Genomic DNA, 15,115 nt, shown 5'->3' with positions numbered 1-15,115 from the left:
CCTGCGCGCATGGGGCGGGTGTAAACGACAACCTGTGTGGAACTTCATTCCAAGGTGGAGCGGTCAATGAGTCTGGCGAGGAAGGCGATACAGCTGAAGAGGCAATTGGTGGAGAGCATATGGGAGCGCAACACCCCGGAAACCTCGTACCTGGTGCGCACCTGGCGGGGCTCCTGCCGCCTGCTCTATCTCGTGTTCCTCAGCTTCGTGAAGGACCAAACCATCATCCGCGCGGCGGCTTTGACCTTCACCACCATCCTGTCCATCGTCCCGTTCCTGGCCGTGGCCTTTTCCATCTCCAAGGGGTTCGGCTTCCAGAACACCGGCAAGATGCGCGACCTGATCCTGCACCTGACCACGGGCCAGCCCGAGGTGGCGGACAAGATCATCGAATACATCGACCGGACCAACGTCCAGGCCTTGGGATGGGTCGGCGTGATCACGCTCCTCCTCACTGTACTCTCCCTGGTCGGGACCATCGAGAAGGCCTTCAACGTCATCTGGAGCGTGGACAAGGGGCGGTCCGCCTGGCGCAGGATCACGGACTTCTTCCCGATCATCCTCTTCGGTCCGATATTTCTGTTCATCGCCTCGAGCTTCAACTTCAGCTTGCAGAACCAGGATTTCATCTCCAGGCTGATGAGCCTCCAGGCGATCGGCTACCTGGAGTCCGTTTTCCTCAAGGCCGTTCCCTACCTGCTGATCATCATGGCGTTTTCCATGATGTACGCCTTTATCCCCAACACCCGCGTGCGCGTCCGGGCCGCGCTCATCGGCGGCGCGGTCGGCGGGGTGCTGTGGCAGATGGCCCAATGGTTGTACATCAACTGGCAGATCGGGGCGGTCAAGTACAACGCCATCTACGGCAGTTTCGCCCAGTTGCCGCTGCTGTTGGTCTGGATCTATCTCAGCTGGGTCATCGTGCTGCTCGGGGCCCAGGTCAGCCATGCCTGGCAGAACATCAATTCCTTCGTCAGACAGCGCTATTTCGGTTCGGCCACGCCCTACGAGCGGCAGAAGATCGCGGTGCTGATGATGGTCGTGCTGGCCAAACGGTTCCACGAGGGCAGCCCGCTGCCGTCCGTGGAGGAGATTTCCGACGGCCTCATGGCTCCGGCCACACTGGTCTCCGATCTGTTCCACGTGTTGCAGCAGGCGGGCTACACCGTCCCGGCCGAGGTGCCGGGGTGCGAGGTCTATGCCCCGGCCCGAGAGCTGACGGACGTGCGCGTGCTCGACGTCATCCGGGCCGTGAACATGGAGGGGGAGCAGCGGGTATTCGCCGAGTTCGACCAGAAGTACGGCTTCCTGGACCGCATACTGGGTGGCCTGGGCGAAGCCACGGCCAACAGCGAGGCCAACATGACCCTGCTGCAGTGCGCCGAGGAATATCCGGGAGCGGTCTTCAACATCGTCCCGGAGGACGAGGCGGGCCGCTGCCCGCAGCGCTCCTGACCGAGCTTCCTACCGCTGGCCGTAGGCCGCTTCGTATTTCGCCTTGAGCTCGCGGAAGGTGCCTTCCTCGATGGCCTTTCTGATCTGCTTCATCAGGTCCAGGTAGAAGTAGAGGTTGTGGTAGGTGTTCAGCCGGTAGGAGAGCAGCTCCTTGGCCATGTACAGGTGCCGCAGGTACGCCTTGGTGAAGTTGCGGCAGGTATAGCAGCCGCAGTTCGGGTCCAGCGGCGAGTCGTCCTCGGCGTATTCCGCCCGCTTGATGTTGACCTTGCCCGTTGATGTGAACAGGGTGCCGTTGCGGGCGTTGCGCGAGGGCAGGACGCAGTCGAACATGTCCACGCCCGCCGAGACCCCTTCCAGGATGTCCAGCGGGGTGCCCACGCCCATGAGATAGCGTGGCTTTTCATGGGGCAGCTTGGGCGCGATATGGTGCAGGATGTCGTACATCTCCTCCGTGGACTCGCCCACGGACAGGCCGCCGATGGCGAACCCTTCGAAGTCGATCTCGCGCAGCTGTTCCAGGCTGCGGTCGCGCAGGTCCTTGTAAAAACCGCCCTGAACGATGCCGAACATGATCTGGCCTCCGCTGCCCTTGGGATAGTGGGCGCGGCACCGCTTGGCCCAGCGGGTGGTCATCTCCAGGGACTTCTCGGTGTAGGCCCGGTCGTTGCCGTAGCCTACGCACTCGTCGAGCACCATCATGATGTCCGAGCCGAGGTTCATCTGGATGTCGATGGCCTTTTCCGGGGAGAAGAAATGTTTGGAGCCGTCGATGTAGGAGCGGAACTCCACGCCTTCCTCGGACAGCTTGCGGATACCCTCCAGGCTGAAGACCTGGAACCCGCCGGAGTCGGTCAGGATGGGCCGCTTCCAGTTGGCGAACTTGTGCAGGCCGCCGCGTCGGGCCACCAGCTCGTCGCCGGGGCGCAGGTACAGGTGGTAGGTGTTGCCCAGGATGATCTGGGCCTCCATCTCCTCCAGGTCGAGCGGGGTCAGGCTCTTGACCGTGCCCTGGGTGCCGACCGGCATGAAGATGGGCGTCTGGATGTCGCCGTGGGCTGTGCTCAGGGTGGCGCGCCGGGCCAGGTTGTCCGTGGCGTGGATGGTGAAATCGCCGGGCTTGGTCATTATTTGACTCCCTTTTTCGGGCAGATGTCGGAAAGTTCGCAGAGGGCGCATTGGGGCTTGCGTGCCGGGCAGACCTCGCGGCCGAAGAAGACCAGGAGGTGGTTGACGTCGCCCCAGGTCTCCTGCGGGAAGAGGGGCATGAGGTCCTTTTCGATGGGGATCGGGTCGGTCTTGGAGGTTAGCCCCATGCGGAACGCCAGCCGCTTGACGTGGGTGTCCACGGCGATGCCCTCGTTCACGCCGAACGCGTTGGCCAGCACGATGGACGCGGTCTTGCGGGCCACGCCGCCGAGCGTGATCAATTCGGCCATGGTCCGGGGCACCTCGCCGTTGTATTCGCTCATGATCCGCTTCGCCGCGGCCTTGATGTTCTTGGCCTTGTTGCGGAAGAATCCGGTGGAGCGGACCACGTCCTCGATCTCGGCCACATCGGCCTCGGCCGCGTCCTTGATCGTCGGCCAGCGCTCGAAGAAGACCGGGGTGACCTTGTTCACCCGTTCGTCCGTGCACTGGGCGGACAGGGCCGTGGCCACGAGCAGTTCCCAGGCCGTGGTGTAGTCCAGGGCCGGTTTGGGGGCAGGGTACCGTTTCGAGAGACGGTCGAAAATCTCGGCTGCGCGTTCTTTTTTGTTCATATGTACTCCGTGTCGGAGGCTTGTTAGCACCTGCGGCCGCTCGGCTCAAGCGCCAAACTTTCCGCCCCCCGGTTGCGTCCTCTGGCGAACCATGTATCATCCATACAAATGGAGGGACCCATGTCCAAGTCGTTCATCTACATAACCTGCGCGGACGAGGCCGAAGCCGAAACCATCGGGACCATGCTCGTGGAGAACCGTCTGGCCGCCTGCGTGAACATCCTGCCCGGCATGCGCTCGATCTACTGGTGGCGGGGCAAGGTGGAGCGTGGCGCGGAAACGGTGCTCATCGCCAAGACCCGCGACGAACTGGTGGAGCCGCTGACCGAGGCGGTCAAGGCTGCCCATGGCTACGAGGTCCCGTGCGTGGTCTCCCTGGCGATCACCGGCGGCAACCCGGATTTCCTTGACTGGATCAGAACCGAAACGGCCGGAGCGGTTAAGGAATAAGGGCCCCCGTTGACAGGGTGACGGGCATGCACGTAGGTTCCGGTCAACCGAATCTGTTTCAAGGAGTATTCATGCAGATCTACATTTCCGGGTCCCTGGCCTTCGACCGCATCATGACTTTCCCCGACAAGTTTTCCAATCACATCTTGCCGGACAAGATACATATTCTCAATGTCTCCTTCCTGGTGGACGGACTGGTCGAGCGCTTCGGCGGCACGGCCGGCAACATCGCCTACAACCTCTCCCTGCTCGGCGAGAAATCCACCATCCTGAGCCAGGTGGGCAAGGACTTCGGCCCATACGACGAGCGGCTGCAGCAGTACGGCATCGCCTTGGACGGCATCCGGACCATCGAGCAGGAATTCACCGCCGGGTGCTACATCACCACGGACATGTCCGACAACCAGATCAACGGGTTCAACCCCGGGGCCATGAAATATCCCAGTCAGTACGACATGAGCCGCATCGACCCGTCCGACGCCATGGGCCTGATCGCTCCTGGCAACATCAGCGACATGGTCGATCATCCGAAATACTACCGGGAGAACGGCATCCCCTACATCTTCGATCCGGGCCAGCAGATTCCGGCCCTGGGCGGCGACAACCTCAAGGCGGCCATCAACGGCGCCGAGATCCTGATCGTCAACGACTACGAACTGGAGATGGTCATGAAGTCCACGGGCCTGTCCAAGGAGGACATCGTCGGCCAGGTGGGCTACCTGATCACCACCCTGGGCGAACAGGGCTCCATGGTCAGCTGCAAGGACGGCGACACCACCATCGGCGTGGTTCCGGCAAAGGAAGTGCTCGACCCCACCGGGGCCGGAGACGCCTTCCGCGCCGGACTGCTCAAGGGGCTGTGCCTGGGCAAGAGCGTGGCCGATTCCTGCAAGCTGGGCGCCACCTGCGCCACCTATGCGGTGGAGTTCAAGGGCACCCAGGAGCACTCCTTCACCCTGGAGGAATTCACCGAGCGTTACGAATCGGTTTTCGGATCACTGACCTAGCTTACGGCCCGACAGGGCCGGGGAGGGCGACATGATCGAACTCAAGGTCCAGGCCATCGAAACGTATCTGCGGCGCGTGTACGGCGACGACGTCCGGCTTCTGGGCGCGGGCGACATCGGCAGCCTCGACGCCCAGGGCATGAAGGGGTTCGGCTACGGCAAGCCCCTTCTTGTCCGTTTTCAGGCAGGCGGGGCGATCCGGGAGGCCGTGTTCTCGGTCATGAAAGGCGACAAGTACGGCCACCAGTTCTACTGGGACCGGGCGGCCATCCTCATGTTCCAGTACGAGACCTCGGCCCGCATGGCCCGCCACGTCCATCCCCTCGGCTTGGGCTATGTGGACGGCTCGGACGCGCTCATTCCGGTGAACGACCCCAAGGAGTTCTTCATCGTCAACGAGAAGCTTCAAGGGCACGACTACTTCCTGGACCTGGAGCGCATCCGCGAAAACGGCCTGCTCGACCGGGACCTGGACACGGCCCGCGAGTTCGCCCGCTGGCTGGCCGGGGTGCACGCCGAGAAGCTCGACGACCCGCCCCTGTATTCCCGACGCATCCGCAACCTGCTCGGGGCCAGCGAATGCATCCTCGGGCTGGTGGACGAGGCCTTTCCCCGGGACTACCCGTTTTTCGGCCCGGACCGTTTTCAGGCCCTGGAGAGGCGGCTCATCGACTGGCGCTGGAAGCTGAAGGGATATGCCCACCGGCTGAGCGCGGTGCACGGGGACTTCCATCCGTGGAACGTGCTGGTCACCGACGACGGGGATTTCTCCGTGCTCGACCGCAGCCGGGGCGAGTGGGGCGAGCCGGGCGGCGACCTGGCCTCCATGGCCGTCAACTACCTGCTCTGGTCCCTGTACGATCACGAGAAGCTCGACGGCCCCTTCAAGGAACTGTACACGGCCTATTTCGGGGAGTACCTGGAGCGCACCGGCGACACCGAAGTCCTGGAGGTCCTGGCCCCGTTCTGCGTCTTTCGCGGCCTGGTCATCGCCTCGCCCGAGTGGTATCCCGACCACCCCGATCCGGTGCGTCGCCGTTTGTTCAACTTCGTGTCCAATGTCCTCGAAGACCAGGTCTTCGACTGGGAACACGTCAACCGGTACCTGGAGTAGCCATGGCCGACCGGAGCGGGGAAGGCTGGGCGATCTGGGTGGTCGGTCTGCCCGGCAGCGGCAAGTCCACCCTGGCGCGCGGCCTGCGCGACGCGCTGCGAAGCCGCGGCGTGGACGCGGTCCTGTTGCAGATGGACGAGCGGCGCAAGGCCTATTTCCCGCAACCCGAGTACACTCCCGAGGAGCGCGAGGCGGCCTACCGGATGTTTGTCGAGGAGGCCGCCGGGCTGGTCCGCGAGGGGTGCAACGTGATCATGGACGGCTCGGCCCACCGGGTGGCCATGCGCCGCGTCGCCCGAAAAAAAATATTTCGGTTCGCCGAAATCTTCGTTGCATGCGACCTGGAAACGGCCATGGCGCGGGAGGCTGCCCGGCCCGCCGGAAAGGTCATGGCGGACCTCTATCGCAAGGCCCTTGTGCGCAAGGAAACAGGGCGTGATTTCGATGGGTTGGGTGATGTTGTCGGGGTGGATGTCCCCTTTGAGCGGGACCCCCTGGCCGAGTTCGTCGTCGACAACACCGAACTGACCAGGGAAAAGACGTTGAGAAAAACCTTGCACTTTGTAGACACCTGGCTCGCCAGTGTTTAATTGCCCCCTTAACCGTGCCGAAATATCGGCCTGAAACGAAAAGGACCGGCCGCCTTGTGGCCGGGTGAACAGATATGAAATTTCACATCACCACCTTCGGGTGCCAGATGAACGTCCACGACTCGCAGTGGCTTGCCCGCGCCCTGGAAAGCAGGGGGTGGGAGGAGGCCGGCGACGAGGACGCCCAGGTCTACATCCTGAACACCTGCAGCGTGCGCGACAAGCCCGAGCAGAAGGTCTACAGCGAACTCGGCCGGGTGGCCGCGCACCTTGCGCGAGACGAGAACGTCTTCGCGGCCGTGGGCGGCTGCGTGGCCCAGCAGGTCGGGCGCGGCTTTTTCGAGCGCTTCCCCTTCGTCAAGCTGGTCTTCGGTTCGGACGGCATCGCGGGCGCGCCCAACGCGTTGGAGCGCATCGCGGCGGGCAAGGAGGATCGCGCGGCCCTGCTCGATTTCGTGACCCTGTACGAGGAGCGCGAGCAGCCCGACGCGCCTGTGGCCGTCGATGAATCCCGCCAGGCCTTCGTCAACATCATGCAGGGGTGCGACAACTTCTGCGCCTACTGTATCGTGCCCTATACCCGGGGCCGCCAGAAATCCCGCACCCCGGACGCCGTCCTGGATGAGTGCCGCTCGCTGGTGGAGAGCGGCGTGCGCGAGATCACCCTGCTCGGACAAAACGTCAACAGCTTCGGCCTGGACAAGGGCGGGGTGGGCGTCAGCTTCGCCGAGCTTCTGCGTTCCGTGGCCGCCATTCCCGGCCTGGACCGGCTGCGCTTCACCACCTCCCACCCCAAGGACATCGCCGAGGAGGTCATCCGCGCCTTCGGCGAGTTGCCGAACCTGTGCCCCTCGCTCCACCTGCCCATGCAGGCCGGTTCGGACCGGGTGCTCAAGGCCATGCGCCGCAAGTACGACATCAAGCGTTACCTCTCCATCGTGGACGGGTTGCGCGCGGCCAGGCCGGACATCAGCCTGACCACCGACCTCATCGTGGGCTTTCCCGGCGAGACCGAGGAGGATTTCCAGCGGACACTGGACATGGTCGAGCGGGTCGGTTTTGAGTCGAGTTTTTCCTTTAAGTATTCCGACAGGCCCGGCGTGGCGGCCGTGAACATGGAGCCCAAGGTCCCGGCCGAAGAGGCTTCCGAGCGGTTGCTGCGCTTGCAGACTCTGCAAAATAATATTACTAGAAAATGTCTAAAGAATCTTGTGGGCGCGCGGACCGACGCGTTCATTGAAGGGTTGAGCCGCATGCAGGACGGGGACGCCGTGTCCTGGAAGGGGCGCGACCCGGCCGGGCGGATCGTCAACGTCTCCATGGCGGAGACCGCCGGATTGACCGGCATGATGGTCCCGGTGAAGATAGTGGAAGCCAAGAAACACTCCCTGGTGGGAGAGAGGACGGGCGAGCCGTGGTAAAGGTCGAGATATTCGGACTGGCGGTGGACGAGGCGGGCAAGTCCCCGATCATCGTCCTCAAGGACGAGGAAGAGACCAGGGTCCTGCCCATCTGGATCGGGGCCATGGAGGCCATGGCCATTTCCATGGCCATCAACAAGGTGCCGTTCCCCCGGCCCATGACCCACGACCTGCTGCTCAACACCATCCGCTCCATGGGCGGCACGGTCAATCGCGTGGAGATCACCGACATCGAGAACGGGACCTTCTTCGCCGAGGTCGTGGTCTCGGCCGGGGAGGAGACCCTGCGGCTGGACAGCCGCCCGTCGGACGCCATCGCCCTGGCCGTGCGCGCGGAATGCCCCATCTTTGCGGGCGAGACGGTCCTCAAGGAGGCCGGGGGCGCGTTCCCGGACCATCCCGAAACGGTCATTAAGACAGAGAACGCCGACAAGTGGCAGGAAGAGTTGGATAAACTCTCCGAAGACGACATCAAATACAAGATGTAGGCACCGCATGATCGATCTGCATACCCATACCATTTTCAGCGACGGGGAACTGATCCCCGCCGAACTCGTCCGCCGGGCCGAAGTGCTGGGCTACAAGGCCCTTTGCATGACCGACCACGCGGACGAGGCGACCACCTACCACATCCTCGAAAACGTGCTGCGTTTCGTAAAGAAACATGGGCACTTCTTCGACATCAACGTCCTGGCCGGGGTCGAGCTGACCCACGTGCCGCCCGCGCTCATCGCCGAGATGGTCAAGAGTGCGCGCGACGCCGGGGCGCAGTTGGTGGTCATGCACGGCGAGACCCCGGTGGAGCCCGTGGCCCTTGGCACCAACTTGGCGGCCATCGAGGCGGGCGTGGACATCCTGGCCCATCCCGGCCTGATCACCGACGAGGAGGTCAAGCTCGCCGTGGAAAAAGGCGTCGCGCTTGAGATCACCACGCGCGGCGGGCACAGCTACACAAACGGCCACGTGGCCGCCATGGCCCGTAAGCACGGGGCCAAGCTCGTGGTCAACAACGATGCCCACGCCCCGCGCGACCTGGTGGGCGAAGACCTGCGCAGGACCATCGCTCTGGGCGCGGGCCTGACGGTGGACGAATACCGGCAGACCGAGGCCAACGCGTGGGAGATCGTGCAGCGGTGCATGAAATGATTTTGCCGTTTTGTCGCACATCCGTGCCCAGGAAAGCGTAGGCACGTAAAGGAATACAGGAAAGCCGAGGCGAGCTCGAGGCCCGGCTTTCTTCGCATGAAGCGGGCCCGACGGCCCATAGACCCGAAAAGGTGCAACCATGAACTTTCTGCCCGACAACTCCATCCTGTCCCTGCTGGCCGGGGCGACCCTGGCGGTCAAGCTGGTCATGATCTTCCTGGGGTGCATGTCCCTGTGGAGCTGGACCATCATCTTCTTCAAGTTCTTTTCCATCGGCACGGCCCGCAAAAAGGTCATCCAGGGCTACGACGCTTTTGTGGCTGCAGGGGATCTATCCAAGGGAATCAAGGGGTTGGGCGACAAGGACGACTCGCCCCTGGCCCGGGTCTCGTCCCTGGCCGTGAAGGAATTCCGGCTGCTGGAAAAGGCCGACGTCAACCGCGAGCGCAAACGGCTGCTGGTCAAGGACACCCTGCGGCGCGTGCTCAAACAGGGCATCTCCAAGGAGATGCGCGGCCTGACCCGCAACCTGCCGTTTCTGGCCACCTGCGCCAACGCGGCCCCGTTCATCGGCCTGTTCGGCACGGTCTGGGGCATCATGCACTCGTTCCACTCCATCGGTCTGGCCCAGTCCGCGGCCCTGGCCACGGTGGCGCCCGGCATCTCGGAGGCGCTCATCGCCACGGCCATCGGGCTGCTTGTGGCTATCCCGGCGACCATTTTCTACAACTATTTCCTGGGTAAACTGAACGAGGTCGAGTCCGGCATGGTCGACTTCGCCGGGGCCTTCCTGAACCGCGCCGAGCGCGAGATCGCCTGGGCCGATAAGCCTGAGCGGGCCTAGGAGCGGGCCATGGCGATCAAGACCGGCGGCGGCTTCCTCAACGAGATCAACGTCACGCCCTTCGTGGACGTGATGCTGGTGTTGCTGATCATCTTCATGGTCACGGCCCCGCTCATGACCCAGGGGGTGGAGGTGGACCTGCCGACCACGCGCACGGTCCGCAACCTGCCCCAGGACTCCGAGCACCTGGTCCTGACCGTGCGCAAGGACGGTGCGATCTTCCTGGACGAGTACCAGGTGGCCCTGGACGAGCTGCAGACATACATCCAGCGGCTGGTGACCAAGCAGAAAAAGCAGCTTTTCCTGCGCGCGGACAAAGAGGTTCCCTACGGCACCGTGGTCCAGGTCATGGGCGAGATCAAGGCTGCGGGCGTCGACAGGCTCGGCATTGTGGCCGAACAGCCCAAGCAAGACAAAAACAAGTAAATCTCCAGAGTTGATATAGACATGCGGCAGGGCCTCGGTTTTCTCTTTTCCCTTTTGTTTCACGCGGGCATATTGGTCTTCGCGCTTTACGGCGTGAACTATACGGCCACGCGTGTGAACACGGACCGGCCCGTGTACAACGTGGACCTGATCTCCCTGGCGCCGCCTCCGTCCGGCCCGCCCGTCAAGGTGCAGGCCAAGGCCGAGACCCCGGCCAAGGCCCCGGACGTACCTGTGGTGGAGGCCCAGCCGGAACAGGCCGAAGCCAAGCCCGTGCCTGTGGTGGAAGCCAAGCCTGAGCCCAAACCGGAGCCTGAGCCCGAGGTCAAGGACATCAGCCCCAAGAAGGTCGAGAAAAAGACCGTGGTCAAGAAGAAGGAAGAGCCCAAGCCTAAGCCGAAGCCTGAACCCAAACCGGAACCCAAACCGAAGCCCACGCCCAAGCCGAAACCCAAGCCCGAGAAGACGGCCCAGCAGTTGCTGGCTGAGGGGATGGCCGCAGCCAAGGCCCAGGCCAAGCGCGAGGAAGCGGCCAAGCAGAGCGCTCTGGCCAGCGAACTGGCCGCCCTGAAGAAGCAGGAGGGTAGCGACGTCTATGCTCACGGCGGGCAGCCCGGCGGCCGGGAAGGCGGCACGGTGGGAGGCATAGGGTCCGGTTTGACTGAAGTTTATGATCTGCAAGTCAGTTTGGCCATTAAGAAAAATTGGAATTATGCCGTGACAAGGGATGATAACCTGTTGACGGTCGTTGAGATAACTATTGCGGAAGATGGCAAGATCTTATCTTCGGAAATTGTGGAATCCTCACATAATCCCATTTTCGACACTTCGACTCTTCAAGCGATCAAGAAAACCGAATACGTGACGAAACCGCCTACCGAACGAGATCGGCGATTCAGAATCAATTTTAACAGTCAGGAACTATTTGAGTAAACGGCATGAAGTGGATAACGACTGTTTCTTCATTAATTCTCTTCAGTTGCCTTATGGCTGTGCCGTCGTTTGCCCAGGCCCCCATTGCGGAGGACACCCATTCTTCCGACAGGGATATTTCAGCGTTCTATGCCCTTGTCGTTGCGAACGCCATCAGAAGGCATTGGCAGTATCCAGTATTCCCAGAAGATCCCAATATAAAGGCTACCGTCGAGATTACCATTGCGGAAGATGGCAAGATTCTTTCCTCGAAGCTCTTGAACTCTTCTGATAATTCTCTCTTCGACTATTCCGTCCTTCACGCCATCCGGAAAACCGAGTTTGTCGCGAAGCCGATAAATGAGCGCTACCGGCGTTTACGTATTATATTCAACAGCCAGGAAACATCAGAGTAGATAGTATGAAACAGATAACTACATTTTTTGCCTCATTTGTTCTCATTTGTTTCATGGCCGTGTTCGCGTCGGCCCAAGGAACAAGAACCGTGGACATCCACGGCCCGGGCCAGCGGATGGTCAATTTAACCCTGCTCCCGCCCAAGGGGCTCGACGGGCAGCCCGTGCCTCAGGCCGCAGCCAAGGCGTTCGCGGAGCTGGTGTCCAACGACCTGGCCTACATCCCGTTCCTCAAGCTGGTCCCGGCGAGCTCGCTGCTCGGCGGCGACCCGAGCCGCGGGGTGACCTCCCAGGACATTGATTTCAAGCCCTTCCAGCTGGCCCGCGTGGACCTGTGCCTGACCACCGGCTGGAACGGCCAGTATCTTGAGGCCCGCGTGTACGAGACCTTCAGCGGTCGCCGGGTCGTGGGCAAGGCGTACCGCGATGTGGACGACAAACTGCCCATGGTGGCCGACCGGTTCTGTTCCGCCTTTCTGGAGGCCCTGACCGGCAAGAAGGGGTTCTTCGATTCGCCCATCGCCTTCGTCAAGCAAATGGGCAAGACCAAGGAGATCTTCACCGTCCTGCCGCAGGGCAGGGGGCTTACGCAGATCACCGATCTGGGCGGGTTCAACCTCAGCCCGGCCTGGTCCGCCAACGGCGACCAGCTGGCCTTCACCCATATCGGCAACGAACGCCATGAGCTGTGCATCTACGACAACAAGACGCAGAAGATCCGCCGCATCGCCAAAGGGCTGGGCGACACGGTCATCAGCCCGGTCTACGGCCCGAACGACGTGCTCTACGCCTCGCTGAATCTGAACGGGACGACCAATATCTACGAGTTGGGCAAGTCCCTGAAGGTCGGCAAGCGACTGGCCGCCAGCCCGTACATCGACGTCTCGCCGAGCTTCGACCGCACCGGGTCCAAGATGGTCTTCACCTCGGGCAGGGCGGGCAATCCGCATATCTACCTGCTGGACATGAAGTCAGGCCAGGTCCGGCGCGTGACCACCACCGGCAAGTACAACACCCATCCGTGCCTGAGCCCGGACGGCCGGTACGTGGCCTACACCCATCAGACTTCCGATGGACACCGCATCTTCCTGCACGATCTCGAGACCGGGCGGGAAAAGCAGCTGACCTTCGGCCCTGGCAACGACGAGTATCCGGCGTTTGGCCCGGACGGTTATTTCGTGGCCTTCGCCTCCAGCCGGACCGGTCAGTATCAACTGTATCTGTCCACCCGGCACGGAGACGCGCCGCGCAAGATATCCACTGGTAAGGGAGCCGCTTTCGCGCCCGCCTGGGACACCTCTCTGCAGTGGTGATTGTAATATATTCTGGGTTGATTTTTGTCTGGGAAAAGGTACACCGTAAAATGTGCGAAAACCGAGCGCTCTCGGGTTACTGTAAATGAAGCCGAGCGACGGCTCTATCAAGGAGTGAGCATGAAAATCAAATGGTATGTCGGTATTGTGGCCCTTATGGCCTTGTCCCTTCTTCTCTTTGCCGGTTGCGCAAAGAAATCCACAACCACTGAGCCGACCCAAGGTCAGGTCGAAGTGAAGGACGACACCCAGTGGACTCCGCCCAAGCAGCAGGGGGCGGATATCGATGAAGGCAACCTGGCCGTCGAGGCTCAGGCCCGCGCCAAGGCCGAGGCTGTCCAGGAACTGACCAGCGTAACCATCCACTTCGCCTTCAATTCCTACGAACTCAGTGACGAGGCCCGCTCCATCCTGGCCCAGAAAGCCACCATCCTGCGCAAGTTCGATGGCGTCAACGTGGTCATTGAAGGCCACTGCGACGAACGCGGCACCGAGGAATACAACCTCGCCCTGGGCGAGCGCCGTGCCCGCGCCGCCTACGAACACCTGGTCATCCTCGGCGTGGAGCCCGAACGCATGAAGATCGTCAGCTTCGGTGAAGAATACCCCGTGGATCCCGGCCACAACGAAACTGCCTGGGCCAAGAACCGCCGCGACGAATTCGTGGTTAAATAGACCGGCGAAAATATTGCCAACGTAAAAAAACGCCGCCCATGTGGGCGGCGTTTTTTTTTGCCTCCGGCGGCCGGGGGAAGGGGGGACGGTGATGACTGCGGATTGGGATCAGGCAATGCGTTCGCACGGCTTCGAGCGAAGCGAGCGATAAAAAGTTTGAGGCTGACATAGATCTCTCGTCGTATTAGGGGGGACTATGAGACTAAAAAGATCGCGTTTGTCGGCTCATATATCCGGTCGTCTGATTGAGCATTTCGTTGCTGGCACCCCAGCCCGCACAGCCAGTGAACTGGTAGGTGTAAACCGCAACACCGCGATCATTTTTTATCAGAGATTACGGAAGATTATCGCAGAGCAGATGCCTTCCGTTGAGATGTTTGCCGGAGAGGTAGAAGTTGATGAGAGTTATTTTGGCGGCTATCGCCGTGGCATTCGAGGGCGGGGGGCTGCTGGTAAAGTCCCAGTATTTGGCATTCTTAAGCGCAATGGGATGGTGTACGCTGAAATAATCCCCGACACTAAAACCAAGACCTTGAAAGGGATAATCGACTTGCAGGTTCAGCCTGACAGCGTGGTGTATACGGATGGTTTGTCATCCTACAAGGTGCTCGATGTGTCTGAATTTAAACACTATCGTATTAATCATCTCAAACGCTATGTTGATGGGCATAACCATATCAACGGCATTGAGAACTTCTGGAACCAAAGTAAGCGCCATCTGAGGAAGTACAACGGTATTCCTCGCAAGTATTTTTGGCTGTATTTGAAAGAGTGCGAATTCAGGTTTAATTACGGCTCCCCAAAAGAGCAGTTATCTATCCTGAAAAAATGGATAAAAAGGCACAACGCGGCATAGTTATCTATGTCAGCCCCAAAAGTTTTGGAGAGTCCAGAGAACCTTTTCTAAAAGGTTCTCTGGCGGGGTCCGGGGCAGAGCCCCGGCCGCCGGAGGCATTCCCCCTACCCGATCATGGAAACAAGATAGGCGAGCAGATGCAGGCAGCCCATGGCGTAGAGTCCGGCCACGCCGTCGTCGATCATGACGCCGAAGCCGCCGGGGAAGGCTGTTTCGGCCCATCGGACGGGCCAGGGCTTGAGGATGTCGAAGACGCGGAACAGGGCGAAGGCGGCGGCCAGGTACCAGAGGGGCATGGCCTGGAAGAAGAACAGGGCGAGCCACTGGCCGAAGAGTTCGTCCACGACAACGCAGCCGGGGTCTTTTTTGCCCATGATGGTCTCGGCCCGGCCGCAGGCCCAGGTGCCGACGAGGAAGACGCCGATGAGCACAGCGGCGCGCCAGGGCAGGGAAAGGGTCAGAAAGAGTGAGGGCGCGGCCACAGTGGCGGCCAGGGAGCCCCAGGTGCCGGGGGCCTTGGGGAAATGGCCGACAGGACCAAGGGTGGCCACGGCGAGGGCCAGCTTGTCGAGTGGATTGGATGCGGACATGAAAGGACTCCGGGCTGCGGTTTAGGGCCTTGATAATCGGAAAAGCGGCCGCAGGCAATGGTCTTGACGGGCGCATGAGGTGGGGGTATCGGTCCGATGTCCCGGCGGCACCATTCCGGCGGCCGCCCAACCACCGC

18 protein-coding genes are annotated in these 15,115 nt (G+C 61.5%); 15 read left to right on the top strand and 3 right to left on the bottom strand.

Annotation, left to right across the window (positions count from 1 at the left end):
* Positions 1–66: 66 nt before the first annotated feature.
* A complete protein-coding gene (locus tag ACR42D_RS09865; RefSeq protein ID WP_484566640.1) occupies positions 67–1,455 on the top strand; it encodes a YhjD/YihY/BrkB family envelope integrity protein in 1,389 nt (462 codons plus the stop codon).
* Between the two features lie 9 nt (positions 1,456–1,464).
* On the opposite strand, the gene tgt is transcribed toward ACR42D_RS09865, so the two are convergent.
* Together tgt and nth are read right to left on the bottom strand one after the other, a co-directional pair.
* A complete protein-coding gene (tgt, locus tag ACR42D_RS09860; protein WP_484566639.1) occupies positions 1,465–2,583 on the bottom strand; it encodes a tRNA guanosine(34) transglycosylase Tgt in 1,119 nt (372 codons plus the stop codon).
* Positions 2,583–3,218: an endonuclease III gene (gene nth, locus ACR42D_RS09855; protein ID WP_484566638.1), complete on the bottom strand. Its 636-nt coding sequence runs from the start codon at positions 3,216–3,218 to the stop codon at positions 2,583–2,585. Before nth ends, tgt begins: the two co-directional genes overlap by 1 nt.
* A 120-nt stretch (positions 3,219–3,338) precedes the next feature.
* Between nth and cutA the strand changes: the two genes are divergently transcribed.
* From cutA to ACR42D_RS09785, 14 genes are all read left to right on the top strand, one after another.
* A complete protein-coding gene (cutA, locus tag ACR42D_RS09850; RefSeq protein WP_484566637.1) occupies positions 3,339–3,668 on the top strand; it encodes a divalent-cation tolerance protein CutA in 330 nt (109 codons plus the stop codon).
* Positions 3,669–3,739: 71 nt separating this feature from the next.
* The gene (locus ACR42D_RS09845) at positions 3,740–4,675 is read left to right on the top strand and encodes a carbohydrate kinase family protein (RefSeq protein ID WP_484566636.1); all 936 of its coding nucleotides are present in this window, start codon (positions 3,740–3,742) and stop codon (positions 4,673–4,675) included.
* A 31-nt stretch (positions 4,676–4,706) separates the two neighbouring features.
* Entirely contained in the window at positions 4,707–5,789 is a 1,083-nt protein-coding gene (locus ACR42D_RS09840) for a phosphotransferase family protein (protein WP_484566635.1), read from the top strand.
* A 2-nt stretch (positions 5,790–5,791) separates the two neighbouring features.
* The gene (locus ACR42D_RS09835) at positions 5,792–6,379 is read left to right on the top strand and encodes an adenylyl-sulfate kinase (RefSeq protein ID WP_484566634.1); all 588 of its coding nucleotides are present in this window, start codon (positions 5,792–5,794) and stop codon (positions 6,377–6,379) included.
* 74 nt (positions 6,380–6,453) lie between these two features.
* Positions 6,454–7,800, top strand: a complete 1,347-nt coding sequence (gene miaB, locus ACR42D_RS09830; protein WP_484566633.1) for a tRNA (N6-isopentenyl adenosine(37)-C2)-methylthiotransferase MiaB — start codon at positions 6,454–6,456, stop codon at positions 7,798–7,800.
* Positions 7,794–8,288 (top strand): bifunctional nuclease family protein, encoded by a 495-nt coding sequence (locus ACR42D_RS09825; protein ID WP_484566632.1) that lies wholly within the window; start codon positions 7,794–7,796, stop codon positions 8,286–8,288. The genes miaB and ACR42D_RS09825 overlap by 7 nt, the downstream gene beginning before the upstream one ends.
* A gap of 7 nt (positions 8,289–8,295) precedes the next feature.
* Complete coding sequence (locus tag ACR42D_RS09820; protein WP_484566631.1) at positions 8,296–8,946, top strand: histidinol phosphate phosphatase domain-containing protein; 651 nt, start codon at positions 8,296–8,298, stop codon at positions 8,944–8,946.
* A gap of 139 nt (positions 8,947–9,085) precedes the next feature.
* A complete protein-coding gene (locus ACR42D_RS09815; protein WP_484566630.1) occupies positions 9,086–9,790 on the top strand; it encodes a MotA/TolQ/ExbB proton channel family protein in 705 nt (234 codons plus the stop codon).
* Between the two features lie 9 nt (positions 9,791–9,799).
* Positions 9,800–10,216 (top strand): protein TolR, encoded by a 417-nt coding sequence (gene tolR / locus ACR42D_RS09810; RefSeq protein WP_484566629.1) that lies wholly within the window; start codon positions 9,800–9,802, stop codon positions 10,214–10,216.
* 21 nt (positions 10,217–10,237) lie between these two features.
* Positions 10,238–11,149, top strand: a complete 912-nt coding sequence (locus ACR42D_RS09805) for an energy transducer TonB (RefSeq protein WP_484566628.1) — start codon at positions 10,238–10,240, stop codon at positions 11,147–11,149.
* A gap of 5 nt (positions 11,150–11,154) precedes the next feature.
* Positions 11,155–11,544 (top strand): energy transducer TonB, encoded by a 390-nt coding sequence (locus ACR42D_RS09800; protein WP_484566627.1) that lies wholly within the window; start codon positions 11,155–11,157, stop codon positions 11,542–11,544.
* Between the two features lie 89 nt (positions 11,545–11,633).
* The gene (locus ACR42D_RS09795) at positions 11,634–12,857 is read left to right on the top strand and encodes a protein tolB (RefSeq protein ID WP_484566626.1); all 1,224 of its coding nucleotides are present in this window, start codon (positions 11,634–11,636) and stop codon (positions 12,855–12,857) included.
* A 120-nt stretch (positions 12,858–12,977) separates the two neighbouring features.
* Positions 12,978–13,532, top strand: a complete 555-nt coding sequence (gene pal, locus ACR42D_RS09790; RefSeq protein ID WP_484566625.1) for a peptidoglycan-associated lipoprotein Pal — start codon at positions 12,978–12,980, stop codon at positions 13,530–13,532.
* Between the two features lie 196 nt (positions 13,533–13,728).
* Complete coding sequence (locus ACR42D_RS09785; RefSeq protein WP_484566624.1) at positions 13,729–14,388, top strand: IS1595 family transposase; 660 nt, start codon at positions 13,729–13,731, stop codon at positions 14,386–14,388.
* Between the two features lie 104 nt (positions 14,389–14,492).
* Here the strand turns inward: ACR42D_RS09785 and ACR42D_RS09780 are convergent, their stop codons facing one another.
* Positions 14,493–14,978 (bottom strand): phosphatidylglycerophosphatase A family protein, encoded by a 486-nt coding sequence (locus ACR42D_RS09780; protein ID WP_484566623.1) that lies wholly within the window; start codon positions 14,976–14,978, stop codon positions 14,493–14,495.
* Positions 14,979–15,115 lie beyond the last annotated feature (137 nt).

Source organism: Pseudodesulfovibrio sp. lm2024 (assembly GCF_051175575.1).
Taxonomy (GTDB): domain Bacteria; phylum Desulfobacterota; class Desulfovibrionia; order Desulfovibrionales; family Desulfovibrionaceae; genus Pseudodesulfovibrio; species Pseudodesulfovibrio caledoniensis.
The sequence above is the reverse complement of the archived record's forward strand: the minus strand, read 5'-3'. Positions and strand labels throughout refer to the sequence as shown.

Coding starts and splice junctions, on each gene's coding strand:
- ACR42D_RS09865 (WP_484566640.1), top strand. CDS start 67: ATGAGTCTGGCGAGGAAGGCGATACAGCTGAAGAGGCAATTGGTGGAG.
- tgt (WP_484566639.1), bottom strand. CDS start 2,583: ATGACCAAGCCCGGCGATTTCACCATCCACGCCACGGACAACCTGGCC.
- nth (WP_484566638.1), bottom strand. CDS start 3,218: ATGAACAAAAAAGAACGCGCAGCCGAGATTTTCGACCGTCTCTCGAAA.
- cutA (WP_484566637.1), top strand. CDS start 3,339: ATGTCCAAGTCGTTCATCTACATAACCTGCGCGGACGAGGCCGAAGCC.
- ACR42D_RS09845 (WP_484566636.1), top strand. CDS start 3,740: ATGCAGATCTACATTTCCGGGTCCCTGGCCTTCGACCGCATCATGACT.
- ACR42D_RS09840 (WP_484566635.1), top strand. CDS start 4,707: ATGATCGAACTCAAGGTCCAGGCCATCGAAACGTATCTGCGGCGCGTG.
- ACR42D_RS09835 (WP_484566634.1), top strand. CDS start 5,792: ATGGCCGACCGGAGCGGGGAAGGCTGGGCGATCTGGGTGGTCGGTCTG.
- miaB (WP_484566633.1), top strand. CDS start 6,454: ATGAAATTTCACATCACCACCTTCGGGTGCCAGATGAACGTCCACGAC.
- ACR42D_RS09820 (WP_484566631.1), top strand. CDS start 8,296: ATGATCGATCTGCATACCCATACCATTTTCAGCGACGGGGAACTGATC.
- ACR42D_RS09815 (WP_484566630.1), top strand. CDS start 9,086: ATGAACTTTCTGCCCGACAACTCCATCCTGTCCCTGCTGGCCGGGGCG.
- tolR (WP_484566629.1), top strand. CDS start 9,800: ATGGCGATCAAGACCGGCGGCGGCTTCCTCAACGAGATCAACGTCACG.
- ACR42D_RS09805 (WP_484566628.1), top strand. CDS start 10,238: ATGCGGCAGGGCCTCGGTTTTCTCTTTTCCCTTTTGTTTCACGCGGGC.
- ACR42D_RS09800 (WP_484566627.1), top strand. CDS start 11,155: ATGAAGTGGATAACGACTGTTTCTTCATTAATTCTCTTCAGTTGCCTT.
- pal (WP_484566625.1), top strand. CDS start 12,978: ATGAAAATCAAATGGTATGTCGGTATTGTGGCCCTTATGGCCTTGTCC.
- ACR42D_RS09785 (WP_484566624.1), top strand. CDS start 13,729: ATGAGACTAAAAAGATCGCGTTTGTCGGCTCATATATCCGGTCGTCTG.
- ACR42D_RS09780 (WP_484566623.1), bottom strand. CDS start 14,978: ATGTCCGCATCCAATCCACTCGACAAGCTGGCCCTCGCCGTGGCCACC.